The 16,392-nt window shown below is 40.4% G+C and carries 21 protein-coding genes; 15 read left to right on the forward strand and 6 right to left on the reverse strand.

The features are described from left to right. Positions 1–4: 4 nt before the first annotated feature. Together HMPREF9447_RS23835 and HMPREF9447_RS23840 are read right to left on the reverse strand one after the other, a co-directional pair. Positions 5–442, reverse strand: coding sequence for a hypothetical protein (locus HMPREF9447_RS23835; RefSeq protein WP_044138620.1), 438 nt, complete (start codon positions 440–442; stop codon positions 5–7). Positions 443–532: 90 nt separating this feature from the next. Next, entirely contained in the window at positions 533–754 is a 222-nt protein-coding gene (locus HMPREF9447_RS23840; RefSeq protein ID WP_009132272.1) for a hypothetical protein, read from the reverse strand. Positions 755–1,047: 293 nt separating this feature from the next. Here HMPREF9447_RS23840 and HMPREF9447_RS23845 point away from each other — a divergent pair, with 293 nt between their 5' ends. From HMPREF9447_RS23845 to HMPREF9447_RS23915, 15 genes are all read left to right on the forward strand, one after another. Continuing rightward, entirely contained in the window at positions 1,048–1,560 is a 513-nt protein-coding gene (locus HMPREF9447_RS23845) for a hypothetical protein (RefSeq protein ID WP_007846598.1), read from the forward strand. 4 nt (positions 1,561–1,564) lie between these two features. Continuing rightward, complete coding sequence (locus tag HMPREF9447_RS23850; protein ID WP_009132273.1) at positions 1,565–4,435, forward strand: hypothetical protein; 2,871 nt, start codon at positions 1,565–1,567, stop codon at positions 4,433–4,435. Next, positions 4,432–5,637 carry a hypothetical protein gene (locus HMPREF9447_RS23855; protein WP_005794386.1) on the forward strand — a complete coding sequence of 402 codons (1,206 nt, stop codon included), beginning with the start codon at positions 4,432–4,434 and terminating at the stop codon, positions 5,635–5,637. The genes HMPREF9447_RS23850 and HMPREF9447_RS23855 overlap by 4 nt, the downstream gene beginning before the upstream one ends. Position 5,638: 1 nt before the next feature. Next, entirely contained in the window at positions 5,639–5,872 is a 234-nt protein-coding gene (locus HMPREF9447_RS23860) for a hypothetical protein (RefSeq protein ID WP_005794383.1), read from the forward strand. Continuing rightward, the gene (locus tag HMPREF9447_RS23865; RefSeq protein WP_005794381.1) at positions 5,856–6,878 is read left to right on the forward strand and encodes a hypothetical protein; all 1,023 of its coding nucleotides are present in this window, start codon (positions 5,856–5,858) and stop codon (positions 6,876–6,878) included. The genes HMPREF9447_RS23860 and HMPREF9447_RS23865 overlap by 17 nt, the downstream gene beginning before the upstream one ends. A gap of 20 nt (positions 6,879–6,898) precedes the next feature. Beyond that, positions 6,899–8,218 (forward strand): hypothetical protein, encoded by a 1,320-nt coding sequence (locus tag HMPREF9447_RS23870; RefSeq protein WP_009132274.1) that lies wholly within the window; start codon positions 6,899–6,901, stop codon positions 8,216–8,218. 516 nt (positions 8,219–8,734) lie between these two features. Beyond that, positions 8,735–9,550, forward strand: coding sequence for an RNA-dependent RNA polymerase family protein (locus tag HMPREF9447_RS23875; RefSeq protein ID WP_005794376.1), 816 nt, complete (start codon positions 8,735–8,737; stop codon positions 9,548–9,550). A 245-nt stretch (positions 9,551–9,795) separates the two neighbouring features. Next, positions 9,796–10,278: a hypothetical protein gene (locus HMPREF9447_RS23880; protein WP_224205385.1), complete on the forward strand. Its 483-nt coding sequence runs from the start codon at positions 9,796–9,798 to the stop codon at positions 10,276–10,278. A 21-nt stretch (positions 10,279–10,299) separates the two neighbouring features. After that, on the forward strand, positions 10,300–10,695 hold the full coding sequence (locus tag HMPREF9447_RS23885; RefSeq protein ID WP_005794372.1) for a hypothetical protein: 396 nt from the start codon (positions 10,300–10,302) through the stop codon (positions 10,693–10,695). Between the two features lie 6 nt (positions 10,696–10,701). Beyond that, on the forward strand, positions 10,702–11,877 hold the full coding sequence (locus tag HMPREF9447_RS23890; RefSeq protein ID WP_004326739.1) for a hypothetical protein: 1,176 nt from the start codon (positions 10,702–10,704) through the stop codon (positions 11,875–11,877). Positions 11,878–11,879: 2 nt separating this feature from the next. Further along, positions 11,880–12,143, forward strand: a complete 264-nt coding sequence (locus HMPREF9447_RS23895; protein WP_004326738.1) for a hypothetical protein — start codon at positions 11,880–11,882, stop codon at positions 12,141–12,143. 27 nt (positions 12,144–12,170) lie between these two features. Continuing rightward, positions 12,171–12,638, forward strand: coding sequence for a hypothetical protein (locus tag HMPREF9447_RS23900; RefSeq protein WP_005794369.1), 468 nt, complete (start codon positions 12,171–12,173; stop codon positions 12,636–12,638). Continuing rightward, positions 12,616–13,032 (forward strand): hypothetical protein, encoded by a 417-nt coding sequence (locus HMPREF9447_RS23905; RefSeq protein ID WP_005794367.1) that lies wholly within the window; start codon positions 12,616–12,618, stop codon positions 13,030–13,032. Before HMPREF9447_RS23900 ends, HMPREF9447_RS23905 begins: the two co-directional genes overlap by 23 nt. Before the next feature lie 28 nt (positions 13,033–13,060). Beyond that, positions 13,061–13,768 (forward strand): hypothetical protein, encoded by a 708-nt coding sequence (locus HMPREF9447_RS23910; RefSeq protein ID WP_005794365.1) that lies wholly within the window; start codon positions 13,061–13,063, stop codon positions 13,766–13,768. Continuing rightward, the gene (locus HMPREF9447_RS23915; RefSeq protein WP_005794364.1) at positions 13,765–14,328 is read left to right on the forward strand and encodes a DUF6549 family protein; all 564 of its coding nucleotides are present in this window, start codon (positions 13,765–13,767) and stop codon (positions 14,326–14,328) included. Before HMPREF9447_RS23910 ends, HMPREF9447_RS23915 begins: the two co-directional genes overlap by 4 nt. 41 nt (positions 14,329–14,369) lie before the next feature. On the opposite strand, the gene HMPREF9447_RS23920 is transcribed toward HMPREF9447_RS23915, so the two are convergent. From HMPREF9447_RS23920 to HMPREF9447_RS23935, 4 genes are all read right to left on the reverse strand, one after another. After that, positions 14,370–14,771 carry a DUF3127 domain-containing protein gene (locus HMPREF9447_RS23920; RefSeq protein ID WP_009132275.1) on the reverse strand — a complete coding sequence of 134 codons (402 nt, stop codon included), beginning with the start codon at positions 14,769–14,771 and terminating at the stop codon, positions 14,370–14,372. A 186-nt stretch (positions 14,772–14,957) separates the two neighbouring features. Beyond that, entirely contained in the window at positions 14,958–15,623 is a 666-nt protein-coding gene (locus tag HMPREF9447_RS23925) for a hypothetical protein (RefSeq protein WP_004326734.1), read from the reverse strand. A 90-nt stretch (positions 15,624–15,713) separates the two neighbouring features. Then, entirely contained in the window at positions 15,714–16,007 is a 294-nt protein-coding gene (locus HMPREF9447_RS23930) for a nucleoside triphosphate pyrophosphohydrolase family protein (RefSeq protein ID WP_004326733.1), read from the reverse strand. Then, positions 15,991–16,392 (reverse strand): hypothetical protein, encoded by a 402-nt coding sequence (locus tag HMPREF9447_RS23935; RefSeq protein WP_005794355.1) that lies wholly within the window; start codon positions 16,390–16,392, stop codon positions 15,991–15,993. The genes HMPREF9447_RS23930 and HMPREF9447_RS23935 overlap by 17 nt, the downstream gene beginning before the upstream one ends.

Genomic DNA, 16,392 nt, shown 5'->3' on the forward strand with positions numbered 1-16,392 from the left:
ATTGTTAAAAGTCAGGGTGCGTTTTTGAATATTCATCTATCATTTCCAAGTCTCGTTGCTGTTCAATACTACCACCATATTCCTTTTGTCCTTCTCCAGTCTTTTTGTTATGATATTGGTAGATTTCTTCGTTGTCTGAAATAGAAGAATTACATGCTTTAAACATTGCGGACAAGAATATACTAATAAAAACAATAGCAAGTACTCCTATAACAAGATCTGAACTGAATAATGATACGTTTTTTAATAATCTGTCCAATAGAAAAATAGAAGAAATTCCAAATGCAAAACCACCCAACCATGTTGCAATCGTAAAATCTGCGTATAAGCCAATAGTGAATATAATACCATACATTATTGTATAAATAATTTCTTTTATAGGCTTTTTCTTATTTTTCTTTTTATTTAAACGAGGTTGGCGAAGCGACTTGGCTTTACTCATTCCACAATTTTTACAGTAGCTTAATTGGTCTTCATTTTCAGTACAACATTTCTTACATTGCCACATATTTATATATTTTAATAATGAATGTCATTTCATTTCTTTCAAGATTTCACGAACTTCAATAGCTTTCATTCTTTCTATTTTTTCTTTTTCTCTCCGAATAAGATCATTTATAAATCGACTTACGTTTGGTTGTAGATTTACAAATTCTACCAAGTCTAAATCAAATCTGATAGCCCGAACCTTACTTTTACTCGCAGGTTTTGTTCGATGGTACACTCTTTTGGCTTGCTGTTCCTTTTCTATCATACCTTTAGTACTTAACTCCTAACATATAATAACCTCTTTTATAATTAAATGCAAAAGTATTAATAAATAAAATTATGACAAATGATATTTTTTATGTTTTTCAACATACACGTGGAAGCAAGTTAGGGGTTGAGTATAATAATCTACTAAAAAATGCTTTTATGGCATTATTTTCTATGATTATATAGAAAATACAATTATATTTGCGTTGAAATAAGATTAAAGTATAAGGCCATAGAGCTTGTTGTGGAGACTAAATATCTCTGCGGCAAGCTCTTTTTTAATATATGTATATGAACGAACCGTATTCTATTTTGATGCAGAAAACTACCGAGAATGCTCCAGTCAAAGACAGCTTGGCGCATTTTGGAATTGTGTGCACAGAATTTCCGTTCAAGCCGGGTGGGGAAACGAAAGATTTACCCAAACGGGATTGGCCGGATGAAGACGGTGAAGATACTTACATACCCGATAAGCTGCTATTAAAGGCATACGACTTGGAAGCCGAGATGTGCTATAAGGGAGATTTGGGTACTGCATACGATAAAATTATGGCCTTTCAAAACTATCTCACGGGAGAAAATGGTGACGGTGCCACCTTGAAAATATATAACTCGCACACGGGTATCGGGCGGCAAGGACTTTACTTACTGGAGGTTGGAGATTTTGAATTTAATAAGTCCAATATGGATGAAGTCTTGACCTTCCCGGTAAAATTCAGAGTAACTGATCCTCGAACTCAAATAATCCCCTCGTATAGTGTTGCGGAACCGACAAAGATAGTTGCATTGGTTGAAAAAGTATAGCTGTATGGCATGGAAGGTTTATGATAAAACTGGCAATACGGTACGTTGTACACTGAAAGGTTTGGAGTATAATGGTACATGGATGGGTGCATGTTTTGTGACAAGCACTCTGAAAAGTGCCGTACCCATTCTTTTTGAGATAGGTGACTATGTTATGTACCGTGGTGAGAAGTTTGAGATAAACTATGATCCTACGGCATTAAAAAAGGCGGCAAGAAAAACTTCGGGAGAAGCGTTTGTCTATGATAACGTAAAGTTCAACTGGCCGGGAGATGAATTGACGCGATGTGATTTTCTTGATTATGTGAAAAGTGATAATCAGATACACTTCACTTCTTTGCCTAAGTTCAGTTTCTTCGCTTCGTCTATACAAGATTTGGCAGACCGTGTTCAAGTAAATCTTGACCGTATATATACCGGAGCACAAAAATGGACGGTTGCCGTACACCCTGAATATGTGAGCACTACCAATGTAAACATTGATGTGAACAATATAAAGGTATGGGGTGCATTGGAGTTGTTCAATTCAAAATTTGGTGCGAACTTTGTTATTCGTGGCCGAACAATAACAATCGGTACTGCCGGTATTGCTGTGGGCAATATTTTCAAGTATGGACGTGGAAACGGTTTGTACGAAATTCAACGTACAGCCGATGCGGATCAACAGATTATTACGCGATTGCGTGCATACGGTAGTACAAGAAATATGCCTAACCGGTATTATAATAAGCTCTCAAACAGTTCTCTTACCAATTATTTGCCGAATAACATGGCCGTGGAAAATCTGATGTTACCTGATTTTCCTAAGACAACGCTTGATCCATATATTGACAGTAAGAATATTGCTGTGCTTGGCATTCGGGAAGGGAGTGTTTATTTTGACGGTACCGGTGGTTTGGAGGAAATATGTCCTTCAATGGAAGGTATGACCGCCGAACAGTTGAAAGATGCAGGTATTTATGTATCATTGGATGCCGGGGATAATGGCAATCTTGACGAAGTGGCTGATGCCGAACAACTGACAGATGATGGTACAATGGATAGCCTGAAGGAAGGTGAAGATGTCCCACCTTTTACAATAACGCTAAAAGATGTTGGTTTCAATATAAACGATTACCTGACTTCTGAAACAGCCACCATTAGCATGAAAAACGGCATGTGTGGTGGCCGGGATTTTGAAATAACCAAATGTGAGAAGAAGGGCAATAAATATGTGCTGACTTGTAACCGTGTATATGATGAAAGTCTGAAATTATATTTCCCATACAAGGATTACAATATAAAGTCCGGTGACAAGTTTGTCCTGCTTTATATTGATATGCCGGACGTTTATATTCAGGCCGCTTCACAACGGTTGCTTGCTACCGCGAAAAAATATCTTGCAAAGAATGACTATGTGCGCTATTCGTATGAACCGAAGGTGGATGATATTTTCATGGCACGCCAACATGATGAGGCTGTTGCAAGGGGGGAAGCAAGCATACATGATACTTTGAAAGAAGGGGACTTGATGCTATTCACTGATAGCGATCTTGGTATTGAAGGCAGCATCATTATTGATACCCTTATTATCAAAGAGGGAGAAGATATGATACCGAAGTACACTATGACACTTCGGGAGGAAAAGGCTGTTGGATCGCTTGAAAAAATCCAAAATCAGATAGACTCTATTGCAGGTGGTGGGCAGGGAACCGGTGGCTTGAATACCCAACAGATACAGTCTATCATCCGTTCACTGGGCAATCAGCTTTTTCTTTCGCGCACCCACAATGATACGGCAGCTGGGCTTATCGGCTTCTTAGCCGGTGCTATCTTTGGTGCAAGCGGTTTTGCAGAGGGTTTGACCGGCTTTGGGGCGAAAATAGACAGCATGGGACGTGGGTATATGGAAAGCCTCACGTTACGCAGGTTTTTAGAGGTGCCGGAATTGCGTTTTAACCGTGCTGAAATTGTGCTTGGTGACAAATGGCGTTCTCCCGGTGCTGGAATTATAGAGAGTGTTGAGCCTGATTATGATGCTGATGGTAACTTGCTACGTTCCGGGACAATAAGTTTGAAATTACAAGACGGTGAAATAGGTGCTGTGGCTGTGGATGATATTTGCATGGGGTATTTCCATGACTATGAAACGCCGGGGAATAATGCGGTATCTGATATAGATGATAGCCGTGGCAACCGTATGTTTGCCGGTTTCTGTACAATCTATTTTCGTATTACAGAAATATTGGATGCCGGAACAAACAAAAGGTTTCGCTATGTGCTTCGTGGTGTTTCTGATCGTTGGCAATATTCTTTCCATCCGTGTGAGGCTTTGCATTTTGTCGCTTATGGCAACTTTACAAACAAGGAACGCCAGACTTCCGCTTATGAGACGAGGACATACCGCCGTTTCTTGGTAGGGGTAAATGACTGGGAGTTTACAAAGAGTATGGTTGCAATGCAGGATGGGGATTTGAGCAATCTCAACATCTTCGGGTTGGATATGACCGGTTATTCTGCTTATCTGAATAACATTTATATGACCGGCACAATCGAACAGTTACAGATAGATGCACCGGTACGCATTGAGATTGATACGCAAGGTGACAATTTTCTTGCTTATGGTGAATCAATGGAAATTACTTGCAAGGTCTTTAAAGGTTGGGAGGATATTACAGACACAGTTAGACAATGGGCTATCCGAAGGGATAGTGGAGATACCGCCGATGATGAAGCTTGGAATATCAAGCATAAGGATTTCAACGGTTCAATAACGATACATAACACAAAGGAAATTAGTGATTTAGGAAATAATTCAGTAACAGTGGTAAGTACCTTGTTTACCATAACGGCAACAAATGATACTGCATCAGTAGAAGCAATTGTGACGATATGATAGAGAGTGAAAAGAAAAGAATCAGAAAAGAGTTTCAACCGCTTACGATTGCAGTAAGCTTGAAGATAATGACACCGAACAGTCCGGCCAATCAGGTCTATAATCCGGTGGCAAATGAATATGATCCTGACCGTGGGGTTACTCCACTGGTGATTTTACCGGAAGTCATAGCGAATGCCGCTGACGGTAGCTGGGATATGCCTTATGTTAATTCTTTGTTGGCAGAAATGAACTGGTTTGCTAATGGAGAGAATATTTCTGCAATCAGTTCATGGAATGGGAAGTACAGTATAGATACGGTTGGAGATACACGCGGTGCCATTACCATAAGCAGAAATGTGGCTCCGGGTGAAAGTTTTGAGTTGTATTTTGAAGGTCTGATAGCTGATACCCGGCTTGGGGTGAATATTCCCGTTAAGACTGACTCTATCATGTTGACAACGGTAGATAAGAGTGAAGATACCTACGGTTTGTCTATTGGGGATAGTCAGATAATCCAGTACAATCCATTTCTTGACAAGCTTTTGTTGTATGATTACAAGGTAGCCAACAATTTGATTTCCGCATCTACGGCCAATAGGAATGCAGCTTTGGATGAAAATTCATACGAGCGCACCATTCCACTTATGGTAACAAAGGGAGTGAATAAAATAACTACCGGATATACAATTGAACTTTATCAGGTGAACAGCATATCAAGTCAAACAATGCTGACTACCGCAAACCATGAAATAGTGGCTTTGTCCTTAACCAGCCTGATAATGGACTTGCGTTTGGTCGAGAAGGGGGATTACTTGCTGTTGGTGAAGGTTGGTGGAAAGGAGGTTGCAAGACAGCAATTCTCCGTCAATCGTGTTTATCCAAAATTTACGTGCATACCGGCAAGTCAGGCTTCCATCAATCCTGATGAAATCCTGCATAGGAATATAGCTATGGTACAGTGGAATGGAGAAATTGTGCCGATACCGGCACCGATTATCCGCATGGTATGGTTTACGGACAGTGCAAATAAGACCGGGGTACAATGGCAGGAGGGGGAAAAAACTGTGATAATGTTGGATGGAACCGGTATTGGTGAAACTTATCTTGACGATTGGTTGGACGTGTACATTAAGGCCGAGCAAAAAAAGGCTTTCTCTGTATTGACTGATGGGACAAATGAATATACGGACAGTAACGGGAACATATATATAAATAATTGATATGAGGTATGTTGTAGCAAATAAGGAAAAGGCTTTGGATGCCGGGGTTCTGTTGTTGGGGCACTTGGTAAAGGGAGAATCCATCATCTTGAATGAAAAGGAGGTAATGTGCCTGCCTTCTCTTGATGGAGAACTGGAAGATAGAATACTGTTGTTGGACGGTATCGTTTATACTAATACAAGCATGAATCAAATTATATCAGAAGGAGGTTGGGAATATGGCAGAAAATTATAGTGCCCAAAATAGCATCACGATTAAACGTCTTCGTTCCAATGACAGCCTGATGCTGACTTTTGAAAATAATGGCATTCCATTGTTTCAGGCCGTAGATGAAGAAAGTGGGGCTGTCTCTCCTGATTGGAGTATAGCTGCGAATCAGCCGGTACGGACACCCAAAGTAACTTCGGCACGTGGGTTGGCGGTCAGTTTGTCTGGTCATAGTTGGGCTTACAATGGAGTGGCTTTAAATTTTAACGGTGCGGAAAGTGGAGGTTGGAAAAAAGACAGTACGGGCAAATTCTCTTTGAATACCAGTACCGGTGCCATTAAAATTGTCGGAAACTTGGCAAGCAAAACGAATATTGCAGGAGATACATTGACTTATTCATGTGTCGCTTCTACGGCAGGTGTTGAGTATAATTTGACCGGGGAACTGCCTATTGCCATTCAGAATATGGGAGCCAGCTCTTACTATCTTGCTATTCTTGCAAGTACCGAACAGTTAACAAGCAAAGTAACAAGTTGTACTCTGACTACCAAGCTGTATGCCGGTGCCAATGCCATTACCGATTACTATATAAAATGGTATAAGGACACGGCGGCTTGGACTGATAAGAACGGACAGAAAAGTGTAACTGTTACCCGTGGTGATGTGGACGGTACCCAGTTATTCATAGCAGAAGTTTATCAGTCTTCAAGTGCTTCACAACCGATAGCACGTGCCGGGGTACGTATCATTGATACGGCAGATGAATTTCAAATTGTATGTTATATAACTTCTTCCAACAAAGAGGTTGATACCGGACAACCCGTTACAGTAAGTGCCAAGATTGTAAATATGACTACGGGGTCAACTTATACTCCTACTTCCGCATCGTGGACTATGGATGTGATGGATAAGGAAAACTGGAAGAGTTTGAAACATTCTACAACAAATTCTATATCTGTAACAACAACGGAAACTGACAGAAACGGGACTCAATATGATGTTGATGTTTTGGCAGAATGTCATTTTAATTAACATAAAAACAAAATAATATTATGGCAACTAAAGGATTAGGAAATGAAACATTGGTGACCTCCATTCTGCGTTCCAATACAGTATTGGTGGAAGTTGGTGGTAGTGTCAGACGCATTACCGTGGAAAACTTCATGAATGCTATTAATAATGGTGACGAACAAATGTTGAGGCAGGTGGCTTGGGGGATTCCAATCAAACAATCAACCCAAAGTAGCACGAACTATGGTGTGATAGGTAATACAGCCGCATGGACAGAATACAAGTTGTATTGTGGCCGTTATCTCGTAACGAATGATGGAAGGGCTGCTAAAATGTCCCCTACCAATAGTGCGGTGTTTGCTGATGGTACTGCGGTGGATGAAACCAAAGGGCATGTGATGTGGATAGGGCCACGTTTGTATTATCGTGTACAGACTGACAGTGTAAGTGGTGTACCAGTCTTATGGCTCTCGATGCTACCTATTGGCGGTGAGTTTATTGGTGGGGCAAATGGTGGAATGTATAACTGTATCGGTGCATACAAAGGCTCCATGTCAGGTAGCGCACTTGTTTCACGTTCAGGAGTTGCACCGGCAGGCAGCAAGACAATCAACGCATTTTGGAATGCTGCACAAGTGAACGGTAAGGAATGGGGACTGACCGATTACGATCAGAGAAAGCTTATTATGATGTTGGGGCTGTCCCAGTACGGAGATACCAATATTCAAGCCAAACTTGGTTATGGTGTGGGTGGTAGCTCCAGTAAAGACTTGTGGGCTGCTGCGGCAGCATTGCAAACTGGCGCAACAAAGAGTCTCGGTGACAATTGGGGCAAAATAGCTATTTCTGTGGTGAATGGAAGTAATACTGGAGTGGATTGTTCACGGGTGAACATGATGGGTATAGAAGATCCTTATGGGTGGCAGTGGGAATTTCTGCAAGGAGTATTTTGCGGTAGTTCCAACAATAGTGCTCAAAGTGGAACGGAAATTTTCATTTACAAAGGAAACCGTTTACCGACTACTGCTGAATTAGCTGCGCATCCAAATGGTGAATACAGACAAGCTACCCGTCAGACAGCTTCCGGTCAAGTGCAGGAAATAATTCTTGGGGAGCATTTTGATATTTTCCCGAAAAAGATTGGTGGAAACAGCACTTCTTATTGGGCTGATTATTCATGGGCAAACACTACTGGGCAGCTGGTTCTTTGGGGCGGTAATGCGGCTTACGGTGCGCATTGCGGCCTCGCTTTTGCGCACTCGTATGACGATTGGTCGGCCTCGAGTGCGGCTTTCGGCTCTCGCCTTGCGTATTTTGGGAATTTAACATTTGTTAGCGGTGCATCTTTGATGGCTGCATAATAGATTTTGAAATATTAGTTCTTTGAATTTCAATTAATTAAAACCCGTCCACCTTCTCGTTTTACGGCAACGGATAACGGGACGAAAGCCGAAAGGCGTGGACGGTTGGCAGAGGGGAACAAGAGCTGGTTCTTTGGGGCGGTAATGCGAATAACGGTGCGAATTGCGGCCTCGCTTATGCGAACTCGAATAACGATTGGTCGAACTCGAATGCGAATATCGGCTCTCGCCATACTTATTTATCGTAGAGTAATCTGCGAGTTCTCCGAGCCATGACCTTGCAGGATTTATATCGTTGCAACGTAGTAATCAATTGGTTACGATGTCAGAAAATCAAGAATGCGGAAAGGTTGCCCAATTTGCGAAAGGCAACAAGCGGTGTTAGTAGGTTGGTTCTCGAAAGCTCCGGGCGAATTATTCAAGCAAGTAAAAACAGCTTGCAGTTATCGGAATAATTAAAATAGTCTGAACAAGACAAAATTGGAAGTATGGTGTAAATTTTAAAACAAAGCAGCAGTGAATATTGGAAGAAGTGATATTGATTGGAAGAGTCTATCGCATAATGAAATTGATAGAATTATAGCGGAAAGGATAGAGGCTGACAATAAACGGATAGAAGCAAACGGTGGAAAGAAATCTAAAAGAGCCGGGTATATTCTTGAACGTATAGCAGAGATAAATAATTTACGTGAAGCGGACAAAGAAGCACAAGATGGGAAGGTTAAGAAAAACCGCTTTATCAGGCGGCATAATCTACACCCGGAAGAAGACCTCCGAGCTTTGCAGTTGATGATCCTGACATTGGATTTTCCGGCACCGGATTATAGCGTAATGAGAGTAAAAAGTGATGCAGGAAAGGTTCGAGATATTGTCAAACAGAAATATTTCCCGTGGCGTATATTGCACCATGCAATTATGAGGGTGATTGAAGAAGATGTTTATAGAAATTTGATTTATGATACAAGTGCGTGTATCAAGGGAAAGGGATTACATTTTGGAGTAAGGAGAATGAAACGTTTTCTTCACCGGTACCCGGAATACAAATGGTTCGTAAAGACTGATTTCAAAAAGTTCTATCAAAGTATTCTTCATGAGCTTATTGTTGCTGCATTGAGAAGGAAATTCAAAGATGAACGATTTATTAAATTGATCGAGATAGCTGTTTTATCGTATGACAGCGGAACAGAGTTAGTTGACGTATTGGAGAATGAAGTTGAACGGAAGAAGAGGTGTTCCGATTGGAGCATTTACAAGCCAACCTATCGGGAATTTTGCGGCAAGCCGGATAGATCATACAATGAAGGAGAAATATCGTGTCAAATGCCTGCATAGATATTGCGATGATAATGTTATGCTGGCTCGTTCTAAGGCCGAAGCGTTGTTTCTTATTCGTGCGTATGAACGGGAAAGTGCAAAAGTTGGGTTGGTAGTTAAAGCAAACAGTTGTATTGCTCCGATAGGAACAGAAACAAAAAATGGGAACAAAAAGCATAGAAAGCGAAAACGTAGTAAGAGGAAGAAGGATTAACTTTTTGGGCTATTGCTTCACGAAAGATAATGTTCGGATGCGTAAAAATATGAAAAAGAACTTTGCCCGAAAGGTGAAACGAATAAAAAGCCGGAAACGTAACCGCGAGATACGAGCTTCATACTGGGGCTGGTGTAAGTGGGGAGATTGTAAGAATTTATGGAGAACAATAACAAATAATGATATGAGTTTTGCAGATAAAGGTATCAAACAGAGTGGTAGAACAAAGGACGGAAAGAAGTTCTTCGATGTAAAAGAGACAAGATTGATGGATATTCTCAATGTCCCTATAACAGTGGTGGACTTTGAAACGAATGTGAAGACAAAGCAAGGTGAAGGTAGATATTGTGTTCTTTTTGAACAGAACGGACAACGTAGCAAATTCATAACGAACTGTTACAATCTGAAAGATGTGTTGGATCAGGCTCGCGAAGCGGAGAATAACGGTCAGAAGATTTTTCCAGTGGAAAATGTGATTGTCAAGCGGCGTTCGTTAGGTGACGGGAAGAGTGCTTATTATTTTGAAGAATAATTATAAAAATGGAGGTAATTTATGAAAAGTTATGGAACTCTTGTAGGAGAACTGCCGACTGGTATTGAATTTGTAGTTGAAGGTGCGTTGCTACGCATTTACTTCGACTTTGAGAGAAGAGAAGCTGTTCAAAAGGCCGGTTCGGAAGATGTGGTGGTTGAAGACCAGTATGTCTGTGAAAACGTGGATGTTGAAGGGGAACATGATTATGACAGTATTGTAAGTGCCATTATCATGGAACGTTATGATGCGAATAAACGTGATGCCATTTTCGCCAACTTGGAAATGGCACGTGATATGGCTTCGGAACTTGACGAAGGTAAGCGTGCCGAATATCTGAAAGAATACACTGATTATCAGAGTTATCGTATCAAGGCTAAGGAGATCGCAAAAGAAGTATTAGCAAAATTGAAGTAATCCGGTATGGAGGCGCAAGGGCATATATTAATACGAAGAAAGGCCAAAAATGGAATTGACGGTACTAATGGGGAACCGGGGAAAAACGGGCTGCAAGGCTGTATTCTCCGGCAATCCGAATGGGCTAAAGGCATAGAGTATCGCAATGACGAGGCTTTGACTTCCGGTACCCGGTACTTGGATATTGCAATTGTGACTACCGGTGCTAATACGTTTAATGCGTATAAATGTCTGAAAACTCATACGTCCAGTGATTCCATTCCGGTGACAAATACAACTTATTGGCAGAAGTTTAATTCTTTGGTGCCAGTGTACACTCCGCTTATCATGGCTCAAAATGCTATTCTACGGTTCATGCAGGGTAATCAGCTTTTGATAATGAAGGGCGATAATAAAACGGTTGCAGCAGGTCTTGTTGGTGGTGACTATCCGTTATGGGTTGGAGCTACAACACCGACTGATGCGCCATATAAGGTGAGTATAGCAGGGAAACTCTATGCGGCTGGTGCGGTTATTTCAGGTGACAGCACTTTTGAAGGTACATTGAAAGGTGTATCAGGCTCTTTTACAAGGTTGAATTGCGTGAATGCTGCTGGTGATGCGGTTGGAGGAATCAGCTTTGGAAGTGATGGAAGAATGTGGTTTGATGGTGATATGTATCATCAAGGTACTAAGGATAACCGGTCATTACGTTTCTACACTTCTGACTTATGGTGTAGAGGCGTGTTTGGCGCAAGGGAAAGAAGCATTATGGTAGTTTACGGCTCCTATGCCTATGTGTACACAAAAGGTGCTGATAAAACCGGTACTTATATACCTTTGACTTCCGGGACTTCCTCTGCTAACGAAACTTATTATACAGTTCCTTGCTATTCGCCAAGATACGATTATAACGGTGAAACTTCGGGTTTTCCAGTTGATACGGTTATATTTAGAATAACATCGAATGTAACCTACCGTTATCTTTTGAGTCTTGCCGTCACCCAAAGGATATTCGTGGTTAATGCAAATGACAATTATAATAATGTTCAGATATATGCGAATGGAACAAAGCAAACATTGAATGGCGGTTCCATGCACCATTGTATGCAGTTGGTGGATTTTATGTATCCGTCACCGAACTCTGACTGGTTGGGAAGAGGACTGATGTTCGGTGCTTCAAATGATAATGATTGGAAGTGATTATGAAAAGGATAAATTTTGAAAGAATTGAGATATTTGTTGATATTGATAAGACGAGATGTTCCGTTGAGAACTACAAGAAGGATTTTGCCAATATCATTTATCAACTTGGCAGGGGAATAGAGGCTCATGCCCTCGCATTTAAAATATTCAACTCCAATGGAGAAATTGAGTATAACGATGAAGAGTGTAATATGATTAAGGAATACGCAAGTTTATGTTCCCCAGCCTTTATTGATGCTATCAACAAATTACTATTGGAATAAAAATAATAAACGCAAACACAAAAGGATATGAACGACATTATTGAAACATTCATTCACGACCATTTGTTTTTACATTTGGTTTTGATAGCGGTAAGTATGACAGCTATCATAATCGCAATGGGGATAGATTTTATTTCGGGGATTCAGAAGGCCAAACAGCGTGGGGAACTTCGTACCTCGAAGAAGTACAAAATGACAGCGACAAAAGCGAAGAAATATTTTAATCCGTTTCTGACACTGGTTATGATTGACCTTATATGTTGCATCGTCATTCCATTTCCAGTATTCGCTATGTTATGGGCGGTTTATTGCGTTTTCTGTGAGTTCAAATCGGTACGTGAGAAATCATGGGAAAAGGCCGAGCTTCGGAAAGCGGAAAAGACCATGAGTATAATCATTGAGAATAAGGACGATATAGCACGACTGGCCGCACAAATATTGTTTGAAACACAAAAAGAAAAGGAGGATAAAAATGACACGGGGACTACGGAATAATAATCCGTTAAATATACGGAGAAATAATACGAAATGGCAGGGGTTGTCTGCAACACAGACAGATAAAAGTTTCTTTCAGTTTAAAACTATGGCATACGGTTATCGTGCTGCTTTTAAAACTCTTCAAACTTATATTCTTAATAAGTATGATACTGACAAAGACGGCACGGCCAATGAACTTGAAGATGTTATTATGCGATGGGCACCGCCATGTGAGAACAATACTGAAGTGTATATTGCCACAGTCGAAAAGCGTTCAGGCATATCTCGTCATACAATTCTGAACAGAAACAACCGGGAACAACTTATTGCGGTGGTGGCTGCAATGAGTTATGTTGAGAATGGTGTTCCTGCAAACATGGATGAGGTAAGGAAAGGTTGGGAGTTGATATAGGAAACAAACATATAAACACATAGAAGATATGGCAAACTTGAATTTTACTCTTAAAGAAGAGGATTGGTACGAAAGCCAACCTATACAGTTATCTACTGGGAAATTTGCTATTAGCATCAATTTTGGAGATGCAGCAAACAACAGAGTTGTTGTGTACAAAAGTTCTAATGGAAAGGATTATGTACCTTACAAAACAGCACTTGGGGTTGGAGAGTTCTGTGATATGAATGTCGACGGGTTGATAGCCGGACAATATGTTATGGTAGGATGTAATGAACTTCCTATTTCATCTTCATTTTTGGAAAGTTCTGATGGTAGCAGCAGTGCGAGCAAATCGGATATTTTAGCAGAAAGCGGACGTGCTCAACTGGCAGAGTCCCAACTGGAACAGTCCATAAATGCGGTGAAGACCGCTTTGGATGAATTGGTTGGTACTGTTGATGCGACTACGGCCATTGACACCTTCAATGAAATTGAAACCTTCCTTGCAGGAGTAACCAATGAAAAAACTCTGACTGGAATGTTGGCTGTTACTGATGGAAAGGCCGTGACCGCACAAACAACGGCTGATGCTGCAAAAAGTACAGCTCAAACAGCTCTTAGCAAAGCCACTGCCAATGAAACAAAACTTAATACAATACCTGAAATGCCGGAGAATGACGGTAAGATATATGGTTTCTGTAATGGTGCATGGGTAGTTATTGCGGAAGTTGGTAAAAATGTATATACAGATTGATTATGAGATTGAAGATAGGTATAGGAGTAATCTTTGTGTTACTCCTTGCGGCAACCTTTTTGATGTACCGGTTGTGGCAGGAAGAGAAGAAGGAAAGTGCCCGACTTTCAGATAATATGAAAAGTCTCTGTACTGGGCTTGAAGAATATAAGATTAGGGATAGTCTAAATGTGGTTGAAAACCATGTTTTACGGCTTAACATAGAAGAATTGAAAGAGCTGCGGAGTGCGGATGCAAAACTAATAAAAGAATTGAATCTGCGTCCAAAAGAAGTCGAATATATCACAACCACAAAAGTTGTCACTAAAGACAGTATTGTATTTGTTCTGAAAGACAGCTGTTTCAATTATTCAGATAAATGGGTGGATTTTTATGCAAATATTCCTGACAGCACATTTACTTATGAAGTGAGAGACAGTCTTTCAAGTGCGATAAGCCGGATATATAAACACAGGTTCCTATGGTGGAGATGGGGGACAAAGGGGTATAAACAAACGATAGTCAATCATAACCCACGAAGCAAAATCGTTTATAATGAAATTGTAAAGGTGGAACATTAATTAATAAGAAGGGAGCCGAAATGCTCCCTTCTCCTTTTTCTTTAGAAAGGCAAATCGTCTTTTTGTTCCCCAAAATCCACTGGCGGTTGAGGTATGGCAGTTTGTACGGGTGCCGCGGTGGATGATGCCCCCTGATAATAAGTTTGGGGCTGTTGCGCTGCGGTAGGCTGTCCTGGATTACGGAGTGTTGCTTTCCAGCAAGTAATGGAGTTAAACCATTTTCCTTGCCATTCATTCGCATTAATATCTATTTCAATATCAACGTCTTGCCCGACTGCTAATCCAAAATTCTGAATATTGCTATTCATTACTGAAAAAGCGACTTTTTTAGGGTATTGGCCGGAAATTTCCAAAACGAAATCTTGTCTTTGCCAGTTGTTACCATTTTTTGAGACACCCGATTGTATCGGTTGTGCCACAATAATTTTTCCTTCTAATTTCATTGTTCGCTTATAAATAGTTAAACACTATATGCCCGGCCTTTTCAAGTTTACGGGCATAATCTAACATTCTTTCTTTAGTGCTGAAACTTTCATCATTCCACCAAATGCCAAATCTTTTAATCTGACACTGATAGCGTTTGTCTCCTAATAGATTCTCGGATATTCCTATACGATATTTTGCCATTTTTATTCATCATCCCCAGCCGGATTTAACTTGTCTGACTCATTGATTGCGCGGCTGATAATATCACAATCAGTAAGTTTTCGTTGTATGATAGCCATCCCCCTTTTGCAATTATCACTTTGATTGAGGTCACAATACCCTCCCTTATATAAAATATCAGAAAGTTCGTCCAATACTTTAAGTGTGTCAGTGAGCCGGAGATATGTTATTCCGGTTACTTCTTTGTTGTATGGACGGACTTCTTCTATCCGTTTGTCAAGGGATAGACAAGCAAGCTCTGCCATACATCTTGTAAGTTCTACTTTGGCAAGTAAGGCACTGTTTTCAATCCGGCATTTGTCAAATTCCAGTTTAATGGAGTATTCCATTTTAAGCAGATCAGGTTGTACTTCATCTGCAATATACTGGTTAGCATCAGCCATGAAAAAAGCCCGGTGTCCAGCTATTTTATTGATTTTCTTTTCATATTGAAGCATCAACTGTTCCAGTTTATTTCCTTGCTGCTTTACGCGGAAACGACAAAGCCTTGATTTACGTAATTCACTTAACATTTCTACAATTAAGGAACAAACTATGTCATTGGTGAACAATATGTTATATATTGCTGCCAGTGTGATATTTTCAGCTTTTAACTTCTTGTCTTTTATATCACCTATTTTTCTTTCCATAAGTTCATGAAATCTTTATAGACACATGGTAGTGCAAAGATAAGGACAAACGTCTCAACAATCAACTTTATTAATTGTCCGGTTCCTATATCAATCCATTCTGTTTTTATTATAATTCATTTTGGCTTCAATGAGTGAATCAATGTCACATTTGAAATGATGTAGTGTACTTAGGGCAACAATGATTACATCTGCCAGTTCTTCTTCTACATCTAAATACTCTTTAATATGTGGAGATTTCTCACCCGTACACTCAAAGACTTCGGCAACTTCTTCAAGCAGATCGCGGTGAAGATTGTTGTTGCTATCATTGTCGGGATCAATCTTTCCACGTCTTACGGCACATTCATAAGCTTTCTGCGCGATCTCATTTAATTTTCCCATTATCAATATGTTTTATCCAGTTATTATCTTTCTCCAAAAACCATTGCCAGCCATTTTGGGGCTTGATTTTTCGTTTTATATACCGGCGAACTGTGGCATAATTCAGATTTAGCTTTTGGGCGGCTTGGGTTATTGAATCGAATCTATACCATTTGCCTTCGGGAGTGATTGCGATACACGCAAAGGCATGGGCGTTTCCATTAGACCAATATCTATGTCCTTTCAAAGCCTCGCTGTGTCTTTTTCTTATTTCAACAGCTCTCTCTTTGCCATAGTATTCTTCATAGGTTTTTCCTCTTAATCCGTGGTGATAGCCTTTATTGAAAACATTATGTCCGTTGACAACCCGTGTGACCGGTATTTCAGGGTCTAATCTTAATTCCAT

Source organism: Bacteroides oleiciplenus YIT 12058 (assembly GCF_000315485.1).
In the GTDB taxonomy this organism is placed as follows: Bacteria; Bacteroidota; Bacteroidia; order Bacteroidales; family Bacteroidaceae; genus Bacteroides; species Bacteroides oleiciplenus.

Excerpts from the sequence above, each read along its gene's own strand:
- HMPREF9447_RS23835 (WP_044138620.1), bottom strand. The coding sequence starts at position 442 with ATGAGTAAAGCCAAGTCGCTTCGCCAACCTCGTTTAAATAAAAAGAAA.
- HMPREF9447_RS23840 (WP_009132272.1), bottom strand. The coding sequence starts at position 754 with ATGATAGAAAAGGAACAGCAAGCCAAAAGAGTGTACCATCGAACAAAA.
- HMPREF9447_RS23845 (WP_007846598.1), top strand. The coding sequence starts at position 1,048 with ATGAACGAACCGTATTCTATTTTGATGCAGAAAACTACCGAGAATGCT.
- HMPREF9447_RS23850 (WP_009132273.1), top strand. The coding sequence starts at position 1,565 with ATGGCATGGAAGGTTTATGATAAAACTGGCAATACGGTACGTTGTACA.
- HMPREF9447_RS23855 (WP_005794386.1), top strand. The coding sequence starts at position 4,432 with ATGATAGAGAGTGAAAAGAAAAGAATCAGAAAAGAGTTTCAACCGCTT.
- HMPREF9447_RS23860 (WP_005794383.1), top strand. The coding sequence starts at position 5,639 with ATGAGGTATGTTGTAGCAAATAAGGAAAAGGCTTTGGATGCCGGGGTT.
- HMPREF9447_RS23865 (WP_005794381.1), top strand. The coding sequence starts at position 5,856 with ATGGCAGAAAATTATAGTGCCCAAAATAGCATCACGATTAAACGTCTT.
- HMPREF9447_RS23870 (WP_009132274.1), top strand. The coding sequence starts at position 6,899 with ATGGCAACTAAAGGATTAGGAAATGAAACATTGGTGACCTCCATTCTG.
- HMPREF9447_RS23880 (WP_224205385.1), top strand. The coding sequence starts at position 9,796 with ATGAAAAAGAACTTTGCCCGAAAGGTGAAACGAATAAAAAGCCGGAAA.
- HMPREF9447_RS23885 (WP_005794372.1), top strand. The coding sequence starts at position 10,300 with ATGAAAAGTTATGGAACTCTTGTAGGAGAACTGCCGACTGGTATTGAA.
- HMPREF9447_RS23890 (WP_004326739.1), top strand. The coding sequence starts at position 10,702 with ATGGAGGCGCAAGGGCATATATTAATACGAAGAAAGGCCAAAAATGGA.
- HMPREF9447_RS23895 (WP_004326738.1), top strand. The coding sequence starts at position 11,880 with ATGAAAAGGATAAATTTTGAAAGAATTGAGATATTTGTTGATATTGAT.
- HMPREF9447_RS23900 (WP_005794369.1), top strand. The coding sequence starts at position 12,171 with ATGAACGACATTATTGAAACATTCATTCACGACCATTTGTTTTTACAT.
- HMPREF9447_RS23905 (WP_005794367.1), top strand. The coding sequence starts at position 12,616 with ATGACACGGGGACTACGGAATAATAATCCGTTAAATATACGGAGAAAT.
- HMPREF9447_RS23910 (WP_005794365.1), top strand. The coding sequence starts at position 13,061 with ATGGCAAACTTGAATTTTACTCTTAAAGAAGAGGATTGGTACGAAAGC.
- HMPREF9447_RS23920 (WP_009132275.1), bottom strand. The coding sequence starts at position 14,771 with ATGAAATTAGAAGGAAAAATTATTGTGGCACAACCGATACAATCGGGT.
- HMPREF9447_RS23925 (WP_004326734.1), bottom strand. The coding sequence starts at position 15,623 with ATGGAAAGAAAAATAGGTGATATAAAAGACAAGAAGTTAAAAGCTGAA.
- HMPREF9447_RS23930 (WP_004326733.1), bottom strand. The coding sequence starts at position 16,007 with ATGGGAAAATTAAATGAGATCGCGCAGAAAGCTTATGAATGTGCCGTA.
- HMPREF9447_RS23935 (WP_005794355.1), bottom strand. The coding sequence starts at position 16,392 with ATGGAATTAAGATTAGACCCTGAAATACCGGTCACACGGGTTGTCAAC.